Raw genomic sequence first — 17,653 nt, forward strand, 5'->3', positions numbered from 1 at the left:
CGCGGCACGATGAACGACCCTCATGTGAAGAGGGCGATGACACCGAGGGCAGCGAGTGGCGTGACCGCGACTGCCAGTACAGGTATGCCGCCGACACAGCCGTCAGAAGTGCGAGGACCAGGCGCATCGCGGGCGATCGCCAGACAGCGATGATCAGCCTGAGTGCGAGGGAGGATGGTTGTGAAAACGCTTTCCCTTTGCTTGAATCGTTCCATCAACCGGGTGCCTCACTGCCGATGCACTTCGTCACAATGCTGTGGCAGCACCAGAAATGAGAGAGAAGCTCAATGAAAGCCTTTACTCGAACAGCCATCATGAGTGCCTGCGTCATCGGACTCGTCCTGTCAGGCGGCGCCGCCCACGCGGACACCCAGCAGCCGGCCGAGGCATCAATGCGGTCGGTGCTTGACGTGCTGAGCGGCAGCGTCGGCGAGGACGGCCGCAAGTACTATGTGTCCCCGACAGGTAGCGACACCGACCCGGGCTCGAAAGGCGCGCCGTTCAGGACGCTACTTCGGGCGCAGGAGGCGGCATCCGCCGGTGATGTCGTGTATATCCGCGGCGGGCTGTACGACGAGTTCGAGATCACCGAGACAGACAACCCGCACGAAAGCGTCTATCACTACGTCAATCCCATCTCCAAGAGCGGGATCACCTACATGGCCTACCCCGGTGACTCGCGTCCGGTGTTCGACTTCAGCAACGTGCCCACCGACCAGCGCGTGGCGGCCTTCTACATCGAGACCGCTGTGACCGACGTCAACTTCGTGGGCTTCGATGTGACGGGCGTGAAGGTGGGCAATCAGAAGCAGTCGGAGGCGTTCCGCATCGCCGGCGGCGCCAACTTCGTGAACATGGCCGCCTACGGCAATGAGGCATCCGGCTTCTACTACACGATCGACGGCACCGGTGCCGTGGTCGACTCCGACGCGTACGACAACGTCGGCCCGACTGCGACCGCAGCCTCGAACACGGACGGCTTCGGCGCGCACGCGAAGAACGTGTGGTTCATCAACTCTCGCGCCTGGAACAACAGCGACGACGGTTTCGACAGCATCTCCTCGGTAGGGCGCGTCGCGCACGTCGGCGACTGGGCGTTCGACCACCACGGCAACCAGGACGGCGTCGGCGACAAGAACGGTTTCAAGGTCGGCGGATACGCGTACCGCACGACGGGCCTACCCGATCCGATTCCCGTGCACACCGTGATCGACTCGCTGGCCGTTGACAACGGCGGGAACAATTTCTATGCGAATCACCAGCCCGGGCAGGCGGCGTACTGGATCAACAACACGGCGACCGATCCCGGATACGGCGCGAACTACAACATGCTCGAGCGCGTGAGCCCGACGAGCCCGGACGACATCGCCGGATTCCGGGAGGTGCTGCACGGCAACCTCGCCTACGAGGGCCGGACGACTTCGAACAACGACACCACGCCCGAGAACGAGACGAACAACTCCTGGACGATCGGGGAGGGCCTGACGCTGACCGACGACGACTTCGTCAGCGTCGACAGCAGGCAGCTGACCGCGGCGCGGCGCGCGGACGGCAGCCTGCCCGAGGTCACCTACTTCAAGCCGGTCGCGGGAACAGCCGCGGACGAGAACGACCTGGGATACCTCGCCAACGCGAATGACCCGTACGCCACGCTCAGCGAACTCGTTATCACGTATACGCAGTCGGGCGACATCTCCAGCGCCCAGCTCAACGAGCAACTGCAGCTCGAGCTGCAGCGGCACCGGCCAGAGCAGTTCGTGAAGGCCCTCAGTGACGCCCCGAGTGACCAGATCAACGACTACGCCGTCGACACCCTCACCCTGGTGGCGGCCGCGCTGACGTAGGCAGCGGCCAGCACCAACTGGGGGCATGATCGGGTGGTGGCTTCCCTCGAACACGGAGGCCACCACCCGCTTCCACCAGGATCTCGAAGACCCCCGCCGAGCGTGATCGCATGTACGAGCTCCACGATTTACTGGGAGCTCGTGGTACGCCGAAGGCCTGTTCAACGAGCAGTTCGCTTAAGGGGATCCTGGCTGGGCATGCGTGTTCGTACGGAGTGAGGACTGAGTGAGCACCGAGTTCTGGCGTTGTAGCGTGGCCGGACTGGATCCGTAGAATTCGCCCTCCTCTTTCGGCCGGTAAACGTCGACGACCCCATCGTGGAGGATGAATCGGACGTATGGCGACAGCTCACCTGACGGCGCGGGTGGGAGCTCGTTGGGTTCGATGTTGTAATCGGCGATGGTGTCGACAGAAGGCGCCGTGCACTCGAACACCGAGATGTGATTTTCCACGACCACGGCAAGGCATCGCTGATTCTCCAGCTTCGTCGTGCTCCATATCTGCAGCGGCCCGTACGAGCCGTACGAGACGAAGTCCGCGACGGTCAGGTCATACCTCACCGGGACGTCATCGTCGACAGGAATGGACGCATTTGCGGGTTGGCCCTGCGGAGTGAGTTGTGCGACCGGTTCGGGCTGGTCCGACTCACCGACGACGAAGACACCGATGCCGATGGCTGTGGCCAGCACCGCCACCGCGGCGATGACCCAGGGCAGCAAGCGGCGGCGGCGCCACCACGGTGCCGAGCGGGCTTCGTCGATCGGTTCGGAATCGGCGGTCGGAACCCCGGCGGGGTCTTGCCCGGTGATCGACCCTCCGTCAGCCTCATGCTCGGCGGACGCCCCATGGACAGGCTGCGGCACCGATGTCGACGCGGGGCGCGACCCTTCGAGAGGCTCAGGGACCGGGGCGCGTTCCGAGACAGGGGCTGGGAGCGCTGCGGCAGCATCAACGACGGGAGTCCGCCCTCGACGTTCGGCGGCCTCCAGTTCGGAAAGTCGAGCCTGAGCCCCCGAATCACCCGTGATGTCGGCATTCGGTCCGTAGGCGCGCCGTCGGAGGCGCTGCAGCTCGTCCGATTGCTCGAAGTCGGCCGACCCCCGCGGCGCATCCATGCCTTGATTATCCGCCCGGGCACGACACCCTGAAAGGGGGAGCCGGACGAAGCACGACGTCGCCATGACGGCATCTGCTTGACGATGGGGCCGCTCCCGCGCTGCCGCGGTGTGGAGATCCCACGGGACCGTTCCATGAGCATCGCCGGACGTGCGAGCGCTCCGACGCCAAAGCGTGGCTCATCGGCGCAGACGTTTATAGTCAACGGCGCACCCGATAGCGCAGGTGAAGCACCCGGTTGCCCTGAACAACTACGTCTGGGTCTTCGAGCAGGTGCTGCGAGTCGACGGAGCCGAAGTAGCGCTTGCCGGACCCGAGCACGACGGGTGCGACGTCCATGCGCACCTCGTCGACCAAACCTGCGGCGAGCACCTGGCCGCCGACGTCGCCAGCGGCGACCTCGACAGTGCGGTCACCCGCGAGCTCCCGCGCCTTGGTCACGGCCGCCTCGATGCCGTGGATGAAGTGAAACGGCGCATCGGGGTCCCAGTCCTCGGGTGCCGGCCGGTGTGTCACGACGACCACGTGGTCGATCCCACTCGGAGGCTCTCCGTCCCAGCCGTCCGTGATGTCGAAGCTGTGGCGGCCGGTGATTGTCACCCCGACTTGGTCCCAGTACGGCCGGATGTGGTCGTACGACGTTTGCGACACGTTCAGTACGCCACTGTCGTCCAACGGCACGTCACCGCTGACCAACCATTCGAACAGTGGACCGGGATCGTCGTTATCCGCAGCAATGAAGCCGTCCACCGAGACAGACGCATTCATGACTACTTTCCCCATGGGTTCCTCCTCTGTTCGGCCTTCCAAGTCTCGGGTGTCGTGAGTGGGCGCTCTTGTAAGAAATCAATCGGCTGGAAGCGGCCAGCCATCCAGCGCGTGGTCGGGATGTTCGCGTAGGAAGCGTTGCCGCACTTCGACATAGCGGGTCGGCGTGAGCCCCGTGAACTCCCGGAACTCGTGGACGAAGTGGGCCTGGTCGAAGTAGCCTGCGCCAGCGGCCACATCACCCCAGTCGATAGGTGCGGCCACGTTGATCGCCAGCACGGTGGTGGTGAACCGGTAGCTGCGCGCCAGCCGCTTCGGCGTGACGCCGATGACCTCCTTGAACCGCTTCGCCAAGTACGTGCTGCTGGCGCGGGCGGCCACGCCGAGGTCGCTGATCGGCACCGCTCCGCCGGTCTCCGCGATGGCGCTGCTCAGGTGGCGGACGATGTCCAGGCCGTTGATCACGCGCAGCCGTCGCACCAGTTCCTCCTCGAGCATCATCAGCATTTCGCGCGGTGCGTCCGCCGAGGCCAGGCGGCGGCGCAACTCAGCCGTGGCGGGATGGCCCCAGATCTGCTGCACCGTCGCCGGTCGGTCGCACAACTCGGCCGCGGGCATCGGAAGGAACGGTGCCAGCCCCACGGCCTGAAGTGGACGCCCACGGACCGCGTCGGGGTCGGATAGCCGAACTCCCACGCACGGGTGGGCGTGGTGACCGCGCAGCCGTCGGTGTACTCCACGGCCTCTTCGTCGCTGCCGGTGCGGATGAGAAACGGCGCCCCGAGGTTGACGATGAGCAAAGGCGCGGGCGCCGCCGGCAGGACGAACCGGGAGTACGGCGGGGCGCCCTCCAGGTAGTAGAGGTCGTCGATCAGCCCGTCGAGCGGCGGACCGGGCACCCTGGACATATACTCCACGCTGACATCATCGCGGACGGCCCGTCTGCATCGCGCGCCGCCGCAAAGGCTCGGCTCTGAGAGATCGTGACAGCACTCTTCCTTCGAGCAGCTGCTCGCGCACTCGAGTAGGTCGTATCGCTGCCAACTCGATCTACCCACCCGCGCCACAAGGCAGGGCGACGTCGATGGATCCGCAGCCATCGTGGATCTGGCCCAGGCGGTCACCGGCCTCGACCGTACGGCCCGTCTACTTCGGGGCTGTGCACAACATCGTCCCTGCCCCCGCAGAAACCTACGCATGGCCGGCGCCGCGAGCCGACTTCGGAATCTGGCACATCGACGCCGCACCGGTCGTCGACGGCAGTTGGATCAGCCTCGCCCGGCCCGACTCGCTCCTGCGGGATCGACACCGGTATCCGCATCGTCGATGCGGTCTGAGAGGGCCGCCGTAGCGTGCCAAGGACCGCGTTTCGGGCGCGTGAGGTCCTCACGCTTGCTGCCGCAACGCTCTGAACGGACCGGCGATCGTCGCGTCGCTGGGAAGTCGGTCAGTCCGGGCGCGTGTGGTCTTTGACATCGGGTTGCGCGCGCATGAGGTCTGCCAGTTCCTCCTCTGGCCGCGGGGCGACGGTCTCATCGACCTCGAGTTCCGGGATGCTCGACTCGCCAGGAGCAGGAATGTGAGACGGAGCGGGTTGTTCGTCGTAGGTGGACACGGGGAATCCTTCCGTCGTCCGCATTGGTTGCGTTCCGCTGAGCGTTGGCGGCAGTGGGTCGGTGACGGCTCATTGATCCGGTCGCTCGGTGAACCATATTCCGACGAGGTCGTCGGCCATACCGTCCATATCGATCCCGTCCTGGTTGCACGCGATGGCGCCCGTGGTCTGCCGGTCTGCGCTGACGCCGAACGCCGTGTAGAGACCTGCTCCGTCTCCGGGATGGCCGAGTGAGCCATCGGGGAAGACGAAGAGGCCCGGCCCGTAGGTGGATCCATCGTCCAGAGGTGCCCCGTTGCTCAGGGCATCTGCCAGCGTCTCTGCGCTCACCAATGACGGCTCACGCAGCTGCTCACCCCAGCGGACCAGGTCCGACACCGTCATCGTGACGAAGCCAGCTCCGTTCAGCACCCACGGCCACGCCTCCACCTCGGCGAACTCGGCGCTCGCATCCCCCTCGTAGCCCATGGGATCAGAGGCAATCGGCGGCCCGATCCTCGCCTCGAGATCCAACGGCGCGAAGACATTCGTCTCCATCCACGCGGTGAACTCCGTGTCGGTGACCGCGGTGACGATATCTGCGAGCAGCGCGTAGTTCGTATTCGAGTAGTCGAACTCGCCCGGGGTGCCGGGATGGGCGAGGGGACTGGTTCTCACGAACTCGAGGGCGTCGACGTTCGTCAGCGGCGGCGTGCCGAACATGCTCGGGGGCAATGACAGCACGTCCTCGATCCCAGAGGTGTGGTGCAACAGGTCGTTCAGCGTCAGTTGTTGCACCCATTCCGGCAGCCCGTCCAGATAGACGGCCGGTGAATGTTCCAGAGACAGTTCGCCTCTGTCGGCGAGCATGAGCACCGCGATCGCGGTGAACTGCTTACCCACCGAGCCGATGTGAATCGGGGTGGACCTCTCAAAATCCGTGTCCGTAGCAAGGTTCGCGAGCCCGCGGGCCTCAGCCCACACAACCTCACCGTCGACGGCGATGGCCGCGGAGCATCCCGGTGCGTCGTCGGGAACGCCCGCCTCGAGAATCGCAGTGCTCGCCGTGCGCTTGGCGTCGACCGGGTCGGCGGCGCAACCAGAAATCGCCGCGAGCAGCAGGACGGGGATGGCGACATGCGCGATACGGGACAGCCACATTGCCGCCTCCGGTGACAAGACCCTCTTGGCAGACCGCCACGGCAATCGAGGGCCGTCGAGCAAGCGTGGCGAGCAACGCGGTCGCCTACGAGTCGGGCCTGCCGACTCTGGGCACCGACGCGATGCTGGCTCCAGAATGCCCCACTTTCACCGGGGCCACCAGACCGGTGATGGCTCGGCCGCCGCAGGGTGTTCCGACACGTCCCGGGGCGGGCCTCTTGCCGGAAACCCACTTCGGCGATTGACCCCGTCCAGCCGAGACGGGGGCGCGACCACTGAGGCACCCGCATCCGTGCCTCGTCGCCCCCGCGTTCGTTTCGACTGCACAGGCGGCCCTGACTTCCGAGCGTCATCAGGTCGGATGCCGGAGCCTCCGTGAATGTCCAGGACGAGTAGGCGGCTCGGACGTCCATGCGTCCGAGCCGCCGACGACGGTGCGGAGAAGCTCAGGGCTTCAGTCGCCGCAGATGCCCCTCGCAGTGTCGTTCTTGGCCTGGCCGCCGACGGCCTGGACGACCTCTCCGACGCCGGTGAACCCGAGGGCCCCTTCGGTGTTGATCGTCTTGTGCACCTGGCCGAAGCACGCAGCGTCAGCGGGCGCAGCGCTGGCGGTGCCGGCGACGCCGAAGACGGCGAGCACGACGATCGCTCCGGTAGCGAGAATGCGCTTCATTGGACTTTCCCCTCCTGTTTGGCGGGTACCTGTTCACCCGCTATGAGGTAGTTCTCCCGCCCGCGTCGATTCGGATGCACTTCGGCGCCTCCAAGATTCGCCACCGAGCCCCGGGGATGAGGACTGGCAGCGCTTGTGACAGCGATGCCGACACGAAGAAGATCGAAGCATGGCGCTTCTTCGATCCTCCGCTTGGACGAAAACGCAGTGAGTGAGCTCTCACCTCGACTGCGAGCTGTCGTCGACGCACTGCCGCTGCGAGCAGGAATGCGCGTGCTCGAGATCGGCGGCGCCCCGGGTGCCGCGGCGCGAGCCGTCGCCGCCATAGTCGGCCCTTCCGGCTACGTGCTCGTCGTCGATCGCTCGGCGAAGGGAATCGCGCTCACCGAGAAGAATTGCAGCGCCGAGATCGAGCGCGGCACGATCGGCGTGCACCGCGCCGGCGTCGAGCACCTGGAGCTGCCTCGCAGTGAGCCGCGGTTCGACATCGCCTTCGCATGCCGGGTAGGAGTACTCGACGGGCGGCATCCCCGTCAGTACGCCGATGCCCTCACCCGACTCCGCAACGCGACGGTACCGGGTGCGCGCCTCTATGTGGACACCGGGGCGCCGCTGAACATCATTGAACTGCACCCGTAGGCACGCACAGACCCCTTCACTCGTACCCGGCGCACGGTTGCCGACCGGGACCGGGCCCCCACATGGCGGCGCCGGGTTGTGGGATCTTGGTGACATGTTCTCCGTCGCCGAGCGAACCGAGATCCGTACAGAGTTGATCACGCTCGCCAGGGAAGACCCGCGGGTGGGTGGTGCGGCGCTGGCGGGTTCGGCAGCTCGGGGCACGGAGGACGCGTGGTCCGACATCGACCTGCTTCTCCAGTTGAACCCCGCAGCGGACGAGCCGACGGTCGTGGACGACTGGACCGACGCGATCGACAAGAGATTCGGGGTCGCCGACACGCTGGACGTGTTTGCCGTCGGTGTCCGGTACCGCGTGTTTATGTTGCGCAGCTCGCTGCAGATCGACGTGTCGTTCTGGCCGCACGATCAGTTCCGTGCCACCGAGCCGGCGTTCCATCTGCTGTTCGGCACTCCGAACACGCCGACGACCCCCAGCCCACCGAACACCGACACGGCCATCGGAATGGGATGGCTGTACGCCATCCACGCGCGCTCCGCCATCGCGCGAGGAAAGTTGTGGCAGGCCGCCATGATGATCGACGAACTCAGGAACCGGGTCATCGACTTGAAGTGCTGCAGGGCCGGGTTGACCTCATGGCACGGGCGCGAGGTGGACGCCCTTCCTCGTGACGAGCTCGAGCAGCTCGAGGCGACACGCGTCTCGAACCTCACGACACACGAACTCGAAGCGGCCCGCCTACTGCTGACCGAACACCTCCTGCGCGAGGTCGCCCACATCGACTCGAGCCGGGCCGCCCGACTGGAACCCGCGTTCGTGGAACTCCGCGGACCGGCGGGCTGACAGACGACGCGCGGGGTGGCGAGGTGACCGCGTGGAAGCCTTGCTCACGCGGAAGCGCCTTGAACCGAGGCCGAGGCCGTGGCGCGGTGGAGGCACTGCAGCGTAGCGAGAGCCGCGAGCGTGGACTCGGCGCCGCGGTTGTCGTTGCGGCCCGTTGGTGTGAGGCCGTCGTACCCGGCACCTGAGACCGGATCGAAGAGCGGGACGCCGATGTCGTTGGCGCCCTCGAACCAGTCCCACGCTGCCTGCAGCGGTGTCAGCCAACTGTCGTCCCGGGTCGCGTCGAATGCCTGCACGCACGCCTGCGCGAGGCTCGCCGCTTCGATCGGCTGTTGATCGAATGCCGGGTGGGGATCGCCCGGTCCGCGTCCGCCGACCGGGGTCAGCGACAGATGGCCGTCGGGTGCCGTCTCGATCGAGATCAGGACACGGAGCAGGTCTGTTCCGCGTGCGACGAGCCGGTCGTCGCCCAGCCCGCGACCAGCGGCGATGAGCGCCTCCGGAACCACGGCGTTGGCGTAGCGCAGCCGCGGCTCGAGCCATAGCCATCCCGAGGCACCCGGCCGGTGCCCGCTGGTGGCGAGCGCGGCGCTGCGGAGCAGAGCGAGGGCAGCGCCATCCGCCCCGTCGTGGGCCGCCACTTCGGCCGCGCCGAGTGCAGCGAAGCAGCGCGCGCGCAGCCACGGGGAGCGGGCCTGCGCCGCCCGCTGGAAGGCCGCCGCGGCCCGCTCCCTGACCGAGGTGCGGCTCGAGCACCGCGCCGCCACCCCGAGCCCCCACAGGGCGCGGCCCCACCAGTCGCCGGTTCCGGGCACGTCGGTCCACTCGCCCTGGGCGTTCATGCGGTTGTGCGCGCGCCCGTCCTCCGCCACGGCTGCCTCCACGACGCGCAGGTAGCAGTCCGTCAGGGCGGCCGCGGCGTCCGATCGTCCGTCCTCCCGCGCTGCGACGGCGAGCCCACGGGCGACATCGTCGACGCAGTAGCCCAGCTCTCTGCGAGGCACGTCGCCCATCGCATGCTCGAAGAGGCCGTGCTCGTCGGTCATCCCCCGCAGGTGGGCGAGGGGGAGCTCTGTCGCAATCACGCCGCGCGCTCCGCTCGAAGCCGTTCGGCCAGGTCGAGGTAGAGCTCGGCGACCTCGGACCACGTCGGCCCGGAGCCGCCCCGCCGTGACGCGCGGCGATCCTCCCCGAGCGCCAGCATCCGTTCGAGGCTCGATGTCATCGCGTCCAGATCGTCATGCGGCACGGCGATGCCCGCCGACCCGGTCAGCGTCTCGACGGCGTGCGGGAACGCGGTCGCCACAATCGGCACTCCCGCCGCGAGCGCCTCGGCGAGGACGCCGGACGTCGCCTGATCCTTGGAGTCGTAGGGGAGCAGGACGGCGTCGGCGGCACCGAGGAGCGCCGCGAGATCATCCGATGAGAGGTATGTGTTGACGAAGCGGACGGATGCCTCGACGCCCAGGTCGCGGGCGAGCCCGATCAGCGATTCGCGATAGGCCTCGCCGCTGTGCGCGAGGACCTTCGGATGGGTCTGCCCCGCGATGACGTACGTCGCGTCGACACCGCGTTCGCGGAGCCAGGCGAAAGCGCGGATCCCGCGCTCCAGTCCCTTGCCCGGCGCGATGAGGCCCCACGTCAGGACCGTCGGTGATGCGCCCCGGCGATGTGCGGAGTGCCGCGGCAGTGCGGTGGCGCCGTGCGGGATGACGTACACATCCTCCGGGCTGACGCGGAAGTGTGCCAGGAGAGTCTCCCGGGCATGCTCCGTCATGACCACGGCGGCCGTCGAAAGCTCCACGGCAGCCTCGAGCACCCGCCTCTGTCCGCTGCTCGGCCGGGGTAAGACGGTGTGCAGCACCGTGATGACGGGCACCCGCAGCGCCTCGAGGACGGCGAGGACTTCGTCGCCGTCGGCGCCGCCGTAGATCCCGTATTCGTGCTGCACGATGGCGGCGTCGCATCGGTTCAGTGCTCGCGCTGCCTCGGCCCTGCTGCCGGCGTCCCCCGGCCGCAGCGCGGACACGATGCGCACGCCCGCCTCGGCCGGCGAAGCCATCTTCTCGTCCGGATCGAGCACACGAACCACAGACGCCGAGGCGGAACGCGGGTCGATCAGCGCGAAGGCGAGTGAGCGTGTGAATGTGGCGAGGCCGCATCTGGTCGGCGGGTATGTCGACAAGAATCCGAATCGCATTTCTCTTCCTCCCCAAACGATGCGCGGGCGCGCATCGTGCGGCGAGGGTTCCCATGGCGGGCGACGACGTCTCGGTGGACATTTCGGGTAGCGAGGTGATCAGCACGGTAAAGCGGTTCTCTCCGCGGCGGCGGGGGCTTGACAACCGCTTCACGTCGTCTTGCGGACCGCAGCGGGGTGCTGGGCCGCCGTTCGCCTCTACGCTTTTCCGCTCGATTTGGCTAGGGGGTCCCGTGACCGCGAGCCGTTTCCTAGCGTGGATGTTGGAGCGACACCAACCCGGGTCGAGCTCCGAATTCACACACCCATGAAGACAAAGGAGCAGTCATGTCCTCAAACTGGGACGCGTGGGACTACCGTCAATCCGCCAACCGTGGTGCCGGCGCACGCAATCTGGTGGGCTACCACGTCCACGCCACCGATGGCGACATCGGCAAAATCGATGAGGCCAGCGACGACGCCGGCAGCAGCCGTCTGGTCGTCGACACCGGGCCGTGGATCTTCGGCCGCAAGGTCGTTCTGCCCGCTGGAACCGTCCAGCGCGTGGACGACGCCGACGAGAAGGTCTACGTCGACCTCACCAAGGACCAGATCAAGAACTCTCCAGAGTGGGATCAGACCACCACGGGTATGGATGACGACTACCGTGGCCGTCTCGACACCTACTACGGCGACTTCTACCGCTGACCCGGCATGGGTGCCAGGCAGCGGCCGGGCACCCACGTAGTCAGCGGAGAAGGACTGTGCCGCCTCATGCCCGTTCACGGGTGTGGGGCGGCACATCTTCGTGCGCGAGCGAACGTCGACCGAGCCACCCCGCCCGGCGGGAGCGGTGGCGGGCAGGCCGCTAGGGTGGCCGATGATGAACTCTCCGGTGGCCCTTCCGCGCGTGTCGGCTGCGCGACACGGAGTAGCGATGCTTTTCATCGCGAATGCGTTGGTGTTCGCGACGATCGTGACCCGCTATCCGGAGCTGAAGGACCGGTTCGATCTCAGTGAGTTGACGTTCGGCCTCATGGTGGCATGCGGCCCGGTGGGTTCTGTCGTGGGCAGCATCTTCGCGGGCCGGCTGGTGGCTCGACTCGGTGCGGTACCCGTCGCTGTGACGTCATCCGTGATTCTCGGCGTCCTGCTCATGGTGGCCGGCTTCGCCGACGGACCGGTCATGCTCGGGGCCGTTCTCTTCGCGATCGGGTTCGGGGATGCCACGGGCGACGTCGGGAACAACGCGCATGGTCTTGCCATTCAGCGACTGATGGGCCGATCCATCATCAACGGGTTGCACGGTGCATGGAGTGCGGGAGCGATCGCCGGGGCCATGCTCGGAGCAATGGCGTTGCAGTTCGCGATTCCCATCGGCATCCATCTGCCCGCCATGGGAGTCATCATCGTCGTCGGCAGTCTTTGCGCACTCCCGCTCGTGCGACTGCACACGACGCCTCCAACGCCGGGGGTGCGGGCCGAGCCTCATCGGCGTGGTCGGTTCAGTGCCATTCTCATCGCGGCATGCGCTCTCGCCGCCATCGGTGCGTTCCTCGAAGATCTCGGCTCGACATGGGGAGGCGTCTTCGTCGCCGCCGAGACCGGCGCCACTTCCGCCGAAGCAGCGATCCCGTTCGTCGCGTTGATGGGCGCTCTCACACTCGGCAGGTTCCTCTCTGATGCACTCGTGAACCGGATCGGCGCGGTCGGCACTCTTCGCGTCGGCTCCGTGGCCGCGTTCGTCGGACTGGTCGTCGCCGTGGCTGCACCGCACACGTGGGTCGTCGCCGTCGGACTCGGCCTCCTCGGGCTCGGCATCGCCCCCATGATTCCGCTTGCCATGGACGCCGCCGACCGCGCCCCCGGACTCGATGCAGGCACGGGCCTCGCCGCCGCAGCCACCGTGATGCGACTGGGCCTTCTCGCCTCACCGTTGATCGTGGGGGTCATCGCCGAATGGGCTGGACTACGGGTCGCGATCGCGGTCTGCCTCGTCGTGCCCGCGGTGGCTCTGGTGCTCGCGGGGCTGGTGCGCGGCGCCGATCCGCTCGCCACCGCCGCACAAGCGGAAGGCACCAGGCCCGGACGTCGCGATCACTGAAGTACGCAGCCCGAAACAGCTGCCACCGCCACTTCGTCACACACTCGGCCGCGCTACGTTGACAGCATGCAGCCTTCCGCGCGCAGCCCGCTCGTCGACAGCGCGAGCACTTCCTCATGACGCCCACCCTCACCACCCACCCGGTCCCGGGCTACGGCGCTGAGGATGTCGTGGTCTGCGATCACGGCGCCGACGAGGGCGCCGTCTTCACCGGAACGGCCGACGGGTCGGTGTTCCGGGTCAGTCACGACGGCGCGAAGGTCGACCGGATCGCCGGAACCCAGGGTCGGCCGCTCGGCCTGGAGCTCGATCTCGACGGTCGGCTGCTGGTCTGCGACGCGCGCCGCGGGCTCCTCCGCATCGACGTCCGCACCGGCGGCGTCGAGGCGATCGCCCGCGACGTGGACGGCCACCCGATGCGGTTCTGCAACAACGCCGCGATCGCCTCAGATGGCACGGTCTGGTTCAGCGACTCCTCCACCAAGTTCGGGGTCGACGACTGGAAGTCGGACTTCGTTCAGAACACCCGCACCGGGCGGCTGCTGCGCCTCGACGTCGACGGCACCGTCACCGTGGTGCTCGACGGACTCGCCTTCGCCAACGGTGTCGCGCTGTCACGTGCCGAGGACTTCGTCGCCGTCGCCGAGACCGGCGCCCGCACCGTCGTCCGGCGGTGGCTGACCGGCCCGAACGCCGGAGCCCGAGATCTGCTCTGCAGCGACCTTCCGGGGTACCCCGACAACATCGCGAGGGGCAGCGACGGCCTGATCTGGGTCAGCATCGCCAGCCCGCGCGATTCGCTCGTCGAGCGGCTGCAGACCGGACCGATGGTGCTGCGGCGGCTCGCGACCCGCCTGCCGCAGAGGCTGCAGCCGGCTCCGAAGCGCACCGTGCGGGTCCAGGCCTACGACGACGACGGGCGGCTGATCCACGACGTCGCCGTGGACCCGAAGACCGAGCGGGCCTCCTACCACATGGTCACCGGCGTCCGGGAATACCAGGGCCGGATCTGGCTCGGCAGCCTGCACGAGGCTGCGATCGCCGTGATCGACCTCTGAGCAGGCAGTTCACCCGGCCCGCCCGGCCCCCAGGTCCGAGGACGTTGCCCCCACACAGCGGGATGGCCAGGCGAGTCTGCTCCGTTCCGGCTGCGCTCAGTTCACGAAGACGGGCCATGCCACAAGGGAATAGTCCGCGATATAGGTGTCATCGTCGAAGCCGTAGCACGCCATCTCGATCTGGCCAGGCGAACTGAGGGTCACCAGCCTTTCGATGTCCAACGCAGCAGGGGAGTACCGAGCGTTGTTGATCATTTGCCGGACCGGTCCCGTGCGCTCTCCGTTGACCGACACGAGGCACGCGCTCGAATAGTCGCGCTCGGTGTTGTTGAGCTCGCCCTGGGCGCGGACCAGGTACGTGCCCGCAGGGACGAGAACGGAGCCCACCGGAAAGGGGTCGACCTGCGACGGAATGTACGCTCGGCTCGTGGTGCCCTGCCGATAGATATGTGCGGCTCCCGGAGTCGCCGCCCCCGCCCCTGGGGGCCCTTCGGGGCCGGCAGGGCCCTCAGGCCCCACAGGCCCGACAGCGCCTTCCGGCCCAGCGGGTCCAACCGGACCAACGGGGCCCGCCGGCCCCGCAGCTCCTGCCGGGCCGGAGACGCTCCACTGCACCTCGCGCTCCGCGAGCACGCTCGGTTTGGTGAGGCAGACGCCATCTGGTGGGATGCGCAACACACCGGTGACCTTGTTCTGGCAGGCGACGATCGCGACCGCGGTCGCGGGAACGGCGGCGGGCGTGACCGCGCCGGCCGTCGCAGCGAGGGCGACGACGCTTGCCGCCAAGAGAACCGCGGTGCGCGCCCTAGCCATGGAGCACCGCCATCATCGACGGATTCTGGATGGTTCGCATCGCCGTCTCCTTCTGGAATGGCACCGTCAGCCCGGCGCCGAATGAGCTGATCGTCTCTCGCGGGCAGGGCCACGGCATCCATCCCGGCAGTGGTTCTGAGGGGCGGAGGTCTCGACGGGGTGCGCGTCTGGTCGTAGGCCGTGTCCGACCCGGGTCTGATGCGCCGAACGCGCTCGCGGCGTAGTCTCCCGCCATGTGGCTGCGGCGCCCGTCCCTCGTGGAAGCCGTCGTCGGCGCGCTGTGCGGCATCCCGGTCGGGGCGTTCTTCCTGCCGACCACGTTCTGGGCGTTGCCCATCGCCGTTGCGACGGCGGCGCTGATCATGGTGCTGCCTCAGCGGCCGCTGACCGCCGGAGTGGTGCTGTCGGCGCTCTTCCTGCTCCTCGATCTGACCGGCCTGACCCCCGACGGCGCTCCCTACCTGGCACCGTTTCTCATCGGGGTCTACTACCTCGGGCGTTACGCTCCACTCTGGCGTGGTGCGCTCGTCGCTCTCACGTTTCCGATCGCCTCGATGGAGGCGTGGAATCAGAGCACGGTGGCTTTCGCCCTCGTCTTCACGGGATCCGTCTTCGCGTACGGCCGGGTGGTGCACTCGCGCGCCGAGAGTGCGCACCGCGCGCAGGCGTCTGCGGCAGAACTGCAAGCGACGGATGCCGCGGCCGTGGCTGCGCGGATCGTCGCAGACGAGCGCGCCCGGCTCGGCGGACAGTCACTGGGACTGCTCAGGGCCGCGGTAGAAGGCATGAGGTCGGATGCTGCTGCCGCCCGCATCGATCTGGACCCGGCACTGATCGAGTCGGTGAGCAGGCGGGGCAGGCAGGCCGTGACCGAGTTGCGCTGGTTGCTGGGCATCCTCCGGTCGGAGCCCAACCCCAAGCACTCCAGCACGCCGTCCGCCGCGGGCATTCGCACGATCGACATCGTGCTCGCGGCGGTGCTGCTTGTCGGAGGAGTCCTGGAGCTGTCGTTTCAGGCGTGGCAACCGCCGAGTCCCCTCGCATGGGCCCTTGCCCTCGTGCTGCCGGCCTGCGTGCTCGCCAGGCGGCGCTTCGGCACCATCGCGTGCATCGTGGCGACGGCTGGCGTCGTCTCGGGACTGCTGGCCGGGGTCCTGCCGGGCGTCTCGAGCCTGCTCTGCATCGTGCTGCTGGCCTGGTCTGTCGGCACGGCGGGGCTGCCCCTGCTCTGGCTGATCTTCGCTGCACTCGCCGCCGCGTCAGCCGGATGGTTCGACCTCCATGAACCGGGCAACGGCCTCTTCTGCCTCGCAGTGATCGCGCTGCCGGCGTTCGCGGGACTCGAGTGGTCGGCGCAGGACCGGGCCGCCCGGGCCGCGTCTGCCGAAGCCGACCGGCTCCGCGCGGATCTGGACGCGCGGGTCGAAACAGCCCGCCGCGAGGAGCGCCTGCGGATCGCCCGCGAGCTGCACGATGTCGCGAGCCATTCTGTCGGCGTCATGGTGATGCAGGCTTCGGCCGCGTCCGCGCTGCGCGAGCGCGATCCGGCGGCCGCGCGGGATGCCCTGAAGACTGTCGGCGAAACCGCTGAGCACACCCTCAAGGAACTCGAGGTGATGTTCGATCTGCTCGACTCCGGCGCGATCGGGGGCCCTGGGCTGGCCAGAGCTCCTCGTGAGCCGCTGCAGAGCCTGGTGGATCGGATGCGCAAGACAGGACTGGAGATCTCGCTCGAGCGGACGCCGGTCCCCCCGAACCTCGACGACGTCGTCTATCGGATCGTGCAGGAGAGTCTCACGAACATCGTGCGGCATTCGAACGCACGCAACGTGCGGATCCGGGTGGAGTGGTCCGGCGACGAGGTGCGTGTGGGCGTCAAGGACGACGGGGTGCGTCGCGCAGATCCACCCTCTCGGAGTTCTGAGACCACGGGCTTCGGGCTCACCGGTCTCGACGAGCGCGTGGAGGGCGTGGGCGGAACCTTCCGAGCCGGGTGGACAGACGAGGGATTCCTCGTCGAAGCGGTGTTCTCGGCCGACGCTGTCGCGAGGCTCTGATGGCGGACTCTCCGATCCGCGTGCTGATCGCGGACGATCAGCACCTCATCCGTGGGGGACTGCGGGCCATCATCGACGCAGAACCCGACATGCGGGTCGTCGGAGAGGCCTCCGACGGCGCGTCGGCCGCGCGTGAGGCGGTCGCCACTCGTGCCGACGTGGTCCTGATGGACGTGCAGATGCCGGGCATCGACGGCATCGAGGGGGCCCGGTCGGTCATCGATGCCCGGCCCGAGGCGCGAGTCGTGATGCTCACGATGTTCGATCTCGACGAATACGTCGTCGGCGCGCTGCGCGCTGGAGCCAGCGGGTTCCTCCTGAAGACCACGCCGCCGGCCGATCTCACCGCCGCCATCCGGGCGTGCCTGAGCGGAGCGATGCTCTTCGCCCCCTCGGTCACACGGCGGCTCGTCGAGTCCTACGTGAGTCAGCCACCGCCCGTCGATGGCGTGCCCGACCGACTCGCCAGCCTGACGCCGCGCGAGCTCGATGTGTTCGAGGCGATCGCGCGGGGGCTGTCCAACAGCGAGATCGGCGCTCAGCTCTATATGGGCGAGGCGACCGTCAAGACCCACATCACGCGCATCCTGGCGAAACTGGGCTTGCGTGACCGTGTGCAGGCGGTGGTGCTCGCGTACGACTGCGGTCTCATGCGGCCGGCGGTCGTGCACAGGGACGACTCGCCCCCCGCTCGTTGAACGAGCCGAAGACGGGACGAAGTCCGCCCCCGCCGGTGTCGTCCCGCTGACAGTGCGGCCGGCAACGACGGGAGCGTCAGACCGAAGTCGGACCACAGGCTACG

19 protein-coding genes are annotated in these 17,653 nt (G+C 67.8%); 10 read left to right on the forward strand and 9 right to left on the reverse strand.

Features of this window, described 5'->3' with window-relative positions; translation table 11 throughout:
* Together B1729_RS20625 and B1729_RS13965 are read left to right on the forward strand one after the other, a co-directional pair.
* A partial coding sequence (locus B1729_RS20625) for a hypothetical protein (protein WP_204318927.1) occupies nucleotides 1-275 on the forward strand: 275 nt, incomplete at its 5' end.
* 39 nt (nucleotides 276-314) lie between these two features.
* The gene (locus tag B1729_RS13965; RefSeq protein ID WP_204260120.1) at nucleotides 315-1,844 is read left to right on the forward strand and encodes a DUF1565 domain-containing protein; all 1,530 of its coding nucleotides are present in this window, start codon (nucleotides 315-317) and stop codon (nucleotides 1,842-1,844) included.
* A gap of 177 nt (nucleotides 1,845-2,021) precedes the next feature.
* Here the strand turns inward: B1729_RS13965 and B1729_RS13970 are convergent, their stop codons facing one another.
* From B1729_RS13970 to B1729_RS13995, 6 genes are all read right to left on the reverse strand, one after another.
* Nucleotides 2,022-2,960 (reverse strand): hypothetical protein, encoded by a 939-nt coding sequence (locus tag B1729_RS13970; RefSeq protein WP_163633315.1) that lies wholly within the window; start codon nucleotides 2,958-2,960, stop codon nucleotides 2,022-2,024.
* A 202-nt stretch (nucleotides 2,961-3,162) separates the two neighbouring features.
* Nucleotides 3,163-3,744 (reverse strand): dihydrofolate reductase family protein, encoded by a 582-nt coding sequence (locus B1729_RS13975; protein ID WP_163633317.1) that lies wholly within the window; start codon nucleotides 3,742-3,744, stop codon nucleotides 3,163-3,165.
* 63 nt (nucleotides 3,745-3,807) lie between these two features.
* On the reverse strand, nucleotides 3,808-4,371 hold the full coding sequence (locus B1729_RS13980) for a helix-turn-helix domain-containing protein (protein ID WP_204318928.1): 564 nt from the start codon (nucleotides 4,369-4,371) through the stop codon (nucleotides 3,808-3,810).
* Nucleotides 4,372-5,176: 805 nt separating this feature from the next.
* On the reverse strand, nucleotides 5,177-5,344 hold the full coding sequence (locus B1729_RS13985; RefSeq protein ID WP_163618710.1) for a hypothetical protein: 168 nt from the start codon (nucleotides 5,342-5,344) through the stop codon (nucleotides 5,177-5,179).
* Nucleotides 5,345-5,413: 69 nt separating this feature from the next.
* Nucleotides 5,414-6,502, reverse strand: a complete 1,089-nt coding sequence (locus B1729_RS13990; RefSeq protein WP_163633319.1) for a serine hydrolase domain-containing protein — start codon at nucleotides 6,500-6,502, stop codon at nucleotides 5,414-5,416.
* A gap of 436 nt (nucleotides 6,503-6,938) precedes the next feature.
* Nucleotides 6,939-7,157, reverse strand: a complete 219-nt coding sequence (locus tag B1729_RS13995; RefSeq protein ID WP_163618712.1) for a hypothetical protein — start codon at nucleotides 7,155-7,157, stop codon at nucleotides 6,939-6,941.
* A gap of 207 nt (nucleotides 7,158-7,364) precedes the next feature.
* Here B1729_RS13995 and B1729_RS14000 point away from each other — a divergent pair, with 207 nt between their 5' ends.
* Together B1729_RS14000 and B1729_RS14005 are read left to right on the forward strand one after the other, a co-directional pair.
* Nucleotides 7,365-7,796: a methyltransferase domain-containing protein gene (locus tag B1729_RS14000; RefSeq protein ID WP_163618713.1), complete on the forward strand. Its 432-nt coding sequence runs from the start codon at nucleotides 7,365-7,367 to the stop codon at nucleotides 7,794-7,796.
* Between the two features lie 94 nt (nucleotides 7,797-7,890).
* Nucleotides 7,891-8,640 (forward strand): nucleotidyltransferase domain-containing protein, encoded by a 750-nt coding sequence (locus B1729_RS14005; RefSeq protein WP_204318929.1) that lies wholly within the window; start codon nucleotides 7,891-7,893, stop codon nucleotides 8,638-8,640.
* A 44-nt stretch (nucleotides 8,641-8,684) separates the two neighbouring features.
* On the opposite strand, the gene B1729_RS14010 is transcribed toward B1729_RS14005, so the two are convergent.
* Together B1729_RS14010 and B1729_RS14015 are read right to left on the reverse strand one after the other, a co-directional pair.
* Nucleotides 8,685-9,725: a glycosyltransferase gene (locus B1729_RS14010; protein WP_239539651.1), complete on the reverse strand. Its 1,041-nt coding sequence runs from the start codon at nucleotides 9,723-9,725 to the stop codon at nucleotides 8,685-8,687.
* The gene (locus B1729_RS14015; RefSeq protein WP_163633320.1) at nucleotides 9,722-10,840 is read right to left on the reverse strand and encodes a glycosyltransferase; all 1,119 of its coding nucleotides are present in this window, start codon (nucleotides 10,838-10,840) and stop codon (nucleotides 9,722-9,724) included. Before B1729_RS14015 ends, B1729_RS14010 begins: the two co-directional genes overlap by 4 nt.
* Before the next feature lie 327 nt (nucleotides 10,841-11,167).
* Between B1729_RS14015 and B1729_RS14020 the strand changes: the two genes are divergently transcribed.
* The 3 genes from B1729_RS14020 to B1729_RS14030 all read left to right on the forward strand — a co-directional run bounded on the left by B1729_RS14020 (nucleotide 11,168) and on the right by B1729_RS14030 (nucleotide 13,981).
* Entirely contained in the window at nucleotides 11,168-11,527 is a 360-nt protein-coding gene (locus B1729_RS14020) for a PRC-barrel domain containing protein (protein ID WP_163633323.1), read from the forward strand.
* A gap of 229 nt (nucleotides 11,528-11,756) precedes the next feature.
* A complete protein-coding gene (locus B1729_RS14025) occupies nucleotides 11,757-12,923 on the forward strand; it encodes an MFS transporter (RefSeq protein WP_163633325.1) in 1,167 nt (388 codons plus the stop codon).
* 116 nt (nucleotides 12,924-13,039) lie between these two features.
* Entirely contained in the window at nucleotides 13,040-13,981 is a 942-nt protein-coding gene (locus B1729_RS14030; RefSeq protein ID WP_163633327.1) for an SMP-30/gluconolactonase/LRE family protein, read from the forward strand.
* Between the two features lie 96 nt (nucleotides 13,982-14,077).
* Here B1729_RS14030 and B1729_RS14035 read toward each other — a convergent pair whose 3' ends face one another.
* The gene (locus B1729_RS14035; RefSeq protein WP_163633329.1) at nucleotides 14,078-14,368 is read right to left on the reverse strand and encodes a hypothetical protein; all 291 of its coding nucleotides are present in this window, start codon (nucleotides 14,366-14,368) and stop codon (nucleotides 14,078-14,080) included.
* Between the two features lie 280 nt (nucleotides 14,369-14,648).
* On the opposite strand from B1729_RS14035, the gene B1729_RS14040 reads away from it, so the two are divergent.
* From B1729_RS14040 to B1729_RS14050, 3 genes are all read left to right on the forward strand, one after another.
* A complete protein-coding gene (locus tag B1729_RS14040; RefSeq protein ID WP_163633331.1) occupies nucleotides 14,649-14,879 on the forward strand; it encodes a hypothetical protein in 231 nt (76 codons plus the stop codon).
* A gap of 148 nt (nucleotides 14,880-15,027) precedes the next feature.
* Nucleotides 15,028-16,851 (forward strand): histidine kinase, encoded by a 1,824-nt coding sequence (locus B1729_RS14045; RefSeq protein WP_163618719.1) that lies wholly within the window; start codon nucleotides 15,028-15,030, stop codon nucleotides 16,849-16,851.
* On the forward strand, nucleotides 16,851-17,549 hold the full coding sequence (locus B1729_RS14050) for a response regulator transcription factor (protein WP_163618720.1): 699 nt from the start codon (nucleotides 16,851-16,853) through the stop codon (nucleotides 17,547-17,549). Before B1729_RS14045 ends, B1729_RS14050 begins: the two co-directional genes overlap by 1 nt.
* Nucleotides 17,550-17,653: the final 104 nt, after the last annotated feature.

Source organism: Microbacterium sp. B35-04, assembly GCF_010634885.1.
Lineage (GTDB): Bacteria > Actinomycetota > Actinomycetes > Actinomycetales > Microbacteriaceae > Microbacterium.

What these genes read in the sequence shown, in the direction of transcription:
- B1729_RS13965 (WP_204260120.1), top strand. Translation starts at nt 315, where the DNA reads ATGAGTGCCTGCGTCATCGGACTCGTCCTGTCAGGCGGCGCCGCCCAC.
- B1729_RS13970 (WP_163633315.1), bottom strand. Translation starts at nt 2,960, where the DNA reads ATGGATGCGCCGCGGGGGTCGGCCGACTTCGAGCAATCGGACGAGCTG.
- B1729_RS13975 (WP_163633317.1), bottom strand. Translation starts at nt 3,744, where the DNA reads ATGGGGAAAGTAGTCATGAATGCGTCTGTCTCGGTGGACGGCTTCATT.
- B1729_RS13995 (WP_163618712.1), bottom strand. Translation starts at nt 7,157, where the DNA reads ATGAAGCGCATTCTCGCTACCGGAGCGATCGTCGTGCTCGCCGTCTTC.
- B1729_RS14005 (WP_204318929.1), top strand. Translation starts at nt 7,891, where the DNA reads ATGTTCTCCGTCGCCGAGCGAACCGAGATCCGTACAGAGTTGATCACG.
- B1729_RS14015 (WP_163633320.1), bottom strand. Translation starts at nt 10,840, where the DNA reads ATGCGATTCGGATTCTTGTCGACATACCCGCCGACCAGATGCGGCCTC.
- B1729_RS14020 (WP_163633323.1), top strand. Translation starts at nt 11,168, where the DNA reads ATGTCCTCAAACTGGGACGCGTGGGACTACCGTCAATCCGCCAACCGT.
- B1729_RS14025 (WP_163633325.1), top strand. Translation starts at nt 11,757, where the DNA reads ATGCTTTTCATCGCGAATGCGTTGGTGTTCGCGACGATCGTGACCCGC.
- B1729_RS14030 (WP_163633327.1), top strand. Translation starts at nt 13,040, where the DNA reads ATGACGCCCACCCTCACCACCCACCCGGTCCCGGGCTACGGCGCTGAG.
- B1729_RS14040 (WP_163633331.1), top strand. Translation starts at nt 14,649, where the DNA reads ATGCGCAACACACCGGTGACCTTGTTCTGGCAGGCGACGATCGCGACC.
- B1729_RS14045 (WP_163618719.1), top strand. Translation starts at nt 15,028, where the DNA reads ATGTGGCTGCGGCGCCCGTCCCTCGTGGAAGCCGTCGTCGGCGCGCTG.
- B1729_RS14050 (WP_163618720.1), top strand. Translation starts at nt 16,851, where the DNA reads ATGGCGGACTCTCCGATCCGCGTGCTGATCGCGGACGATCAGCACCTC.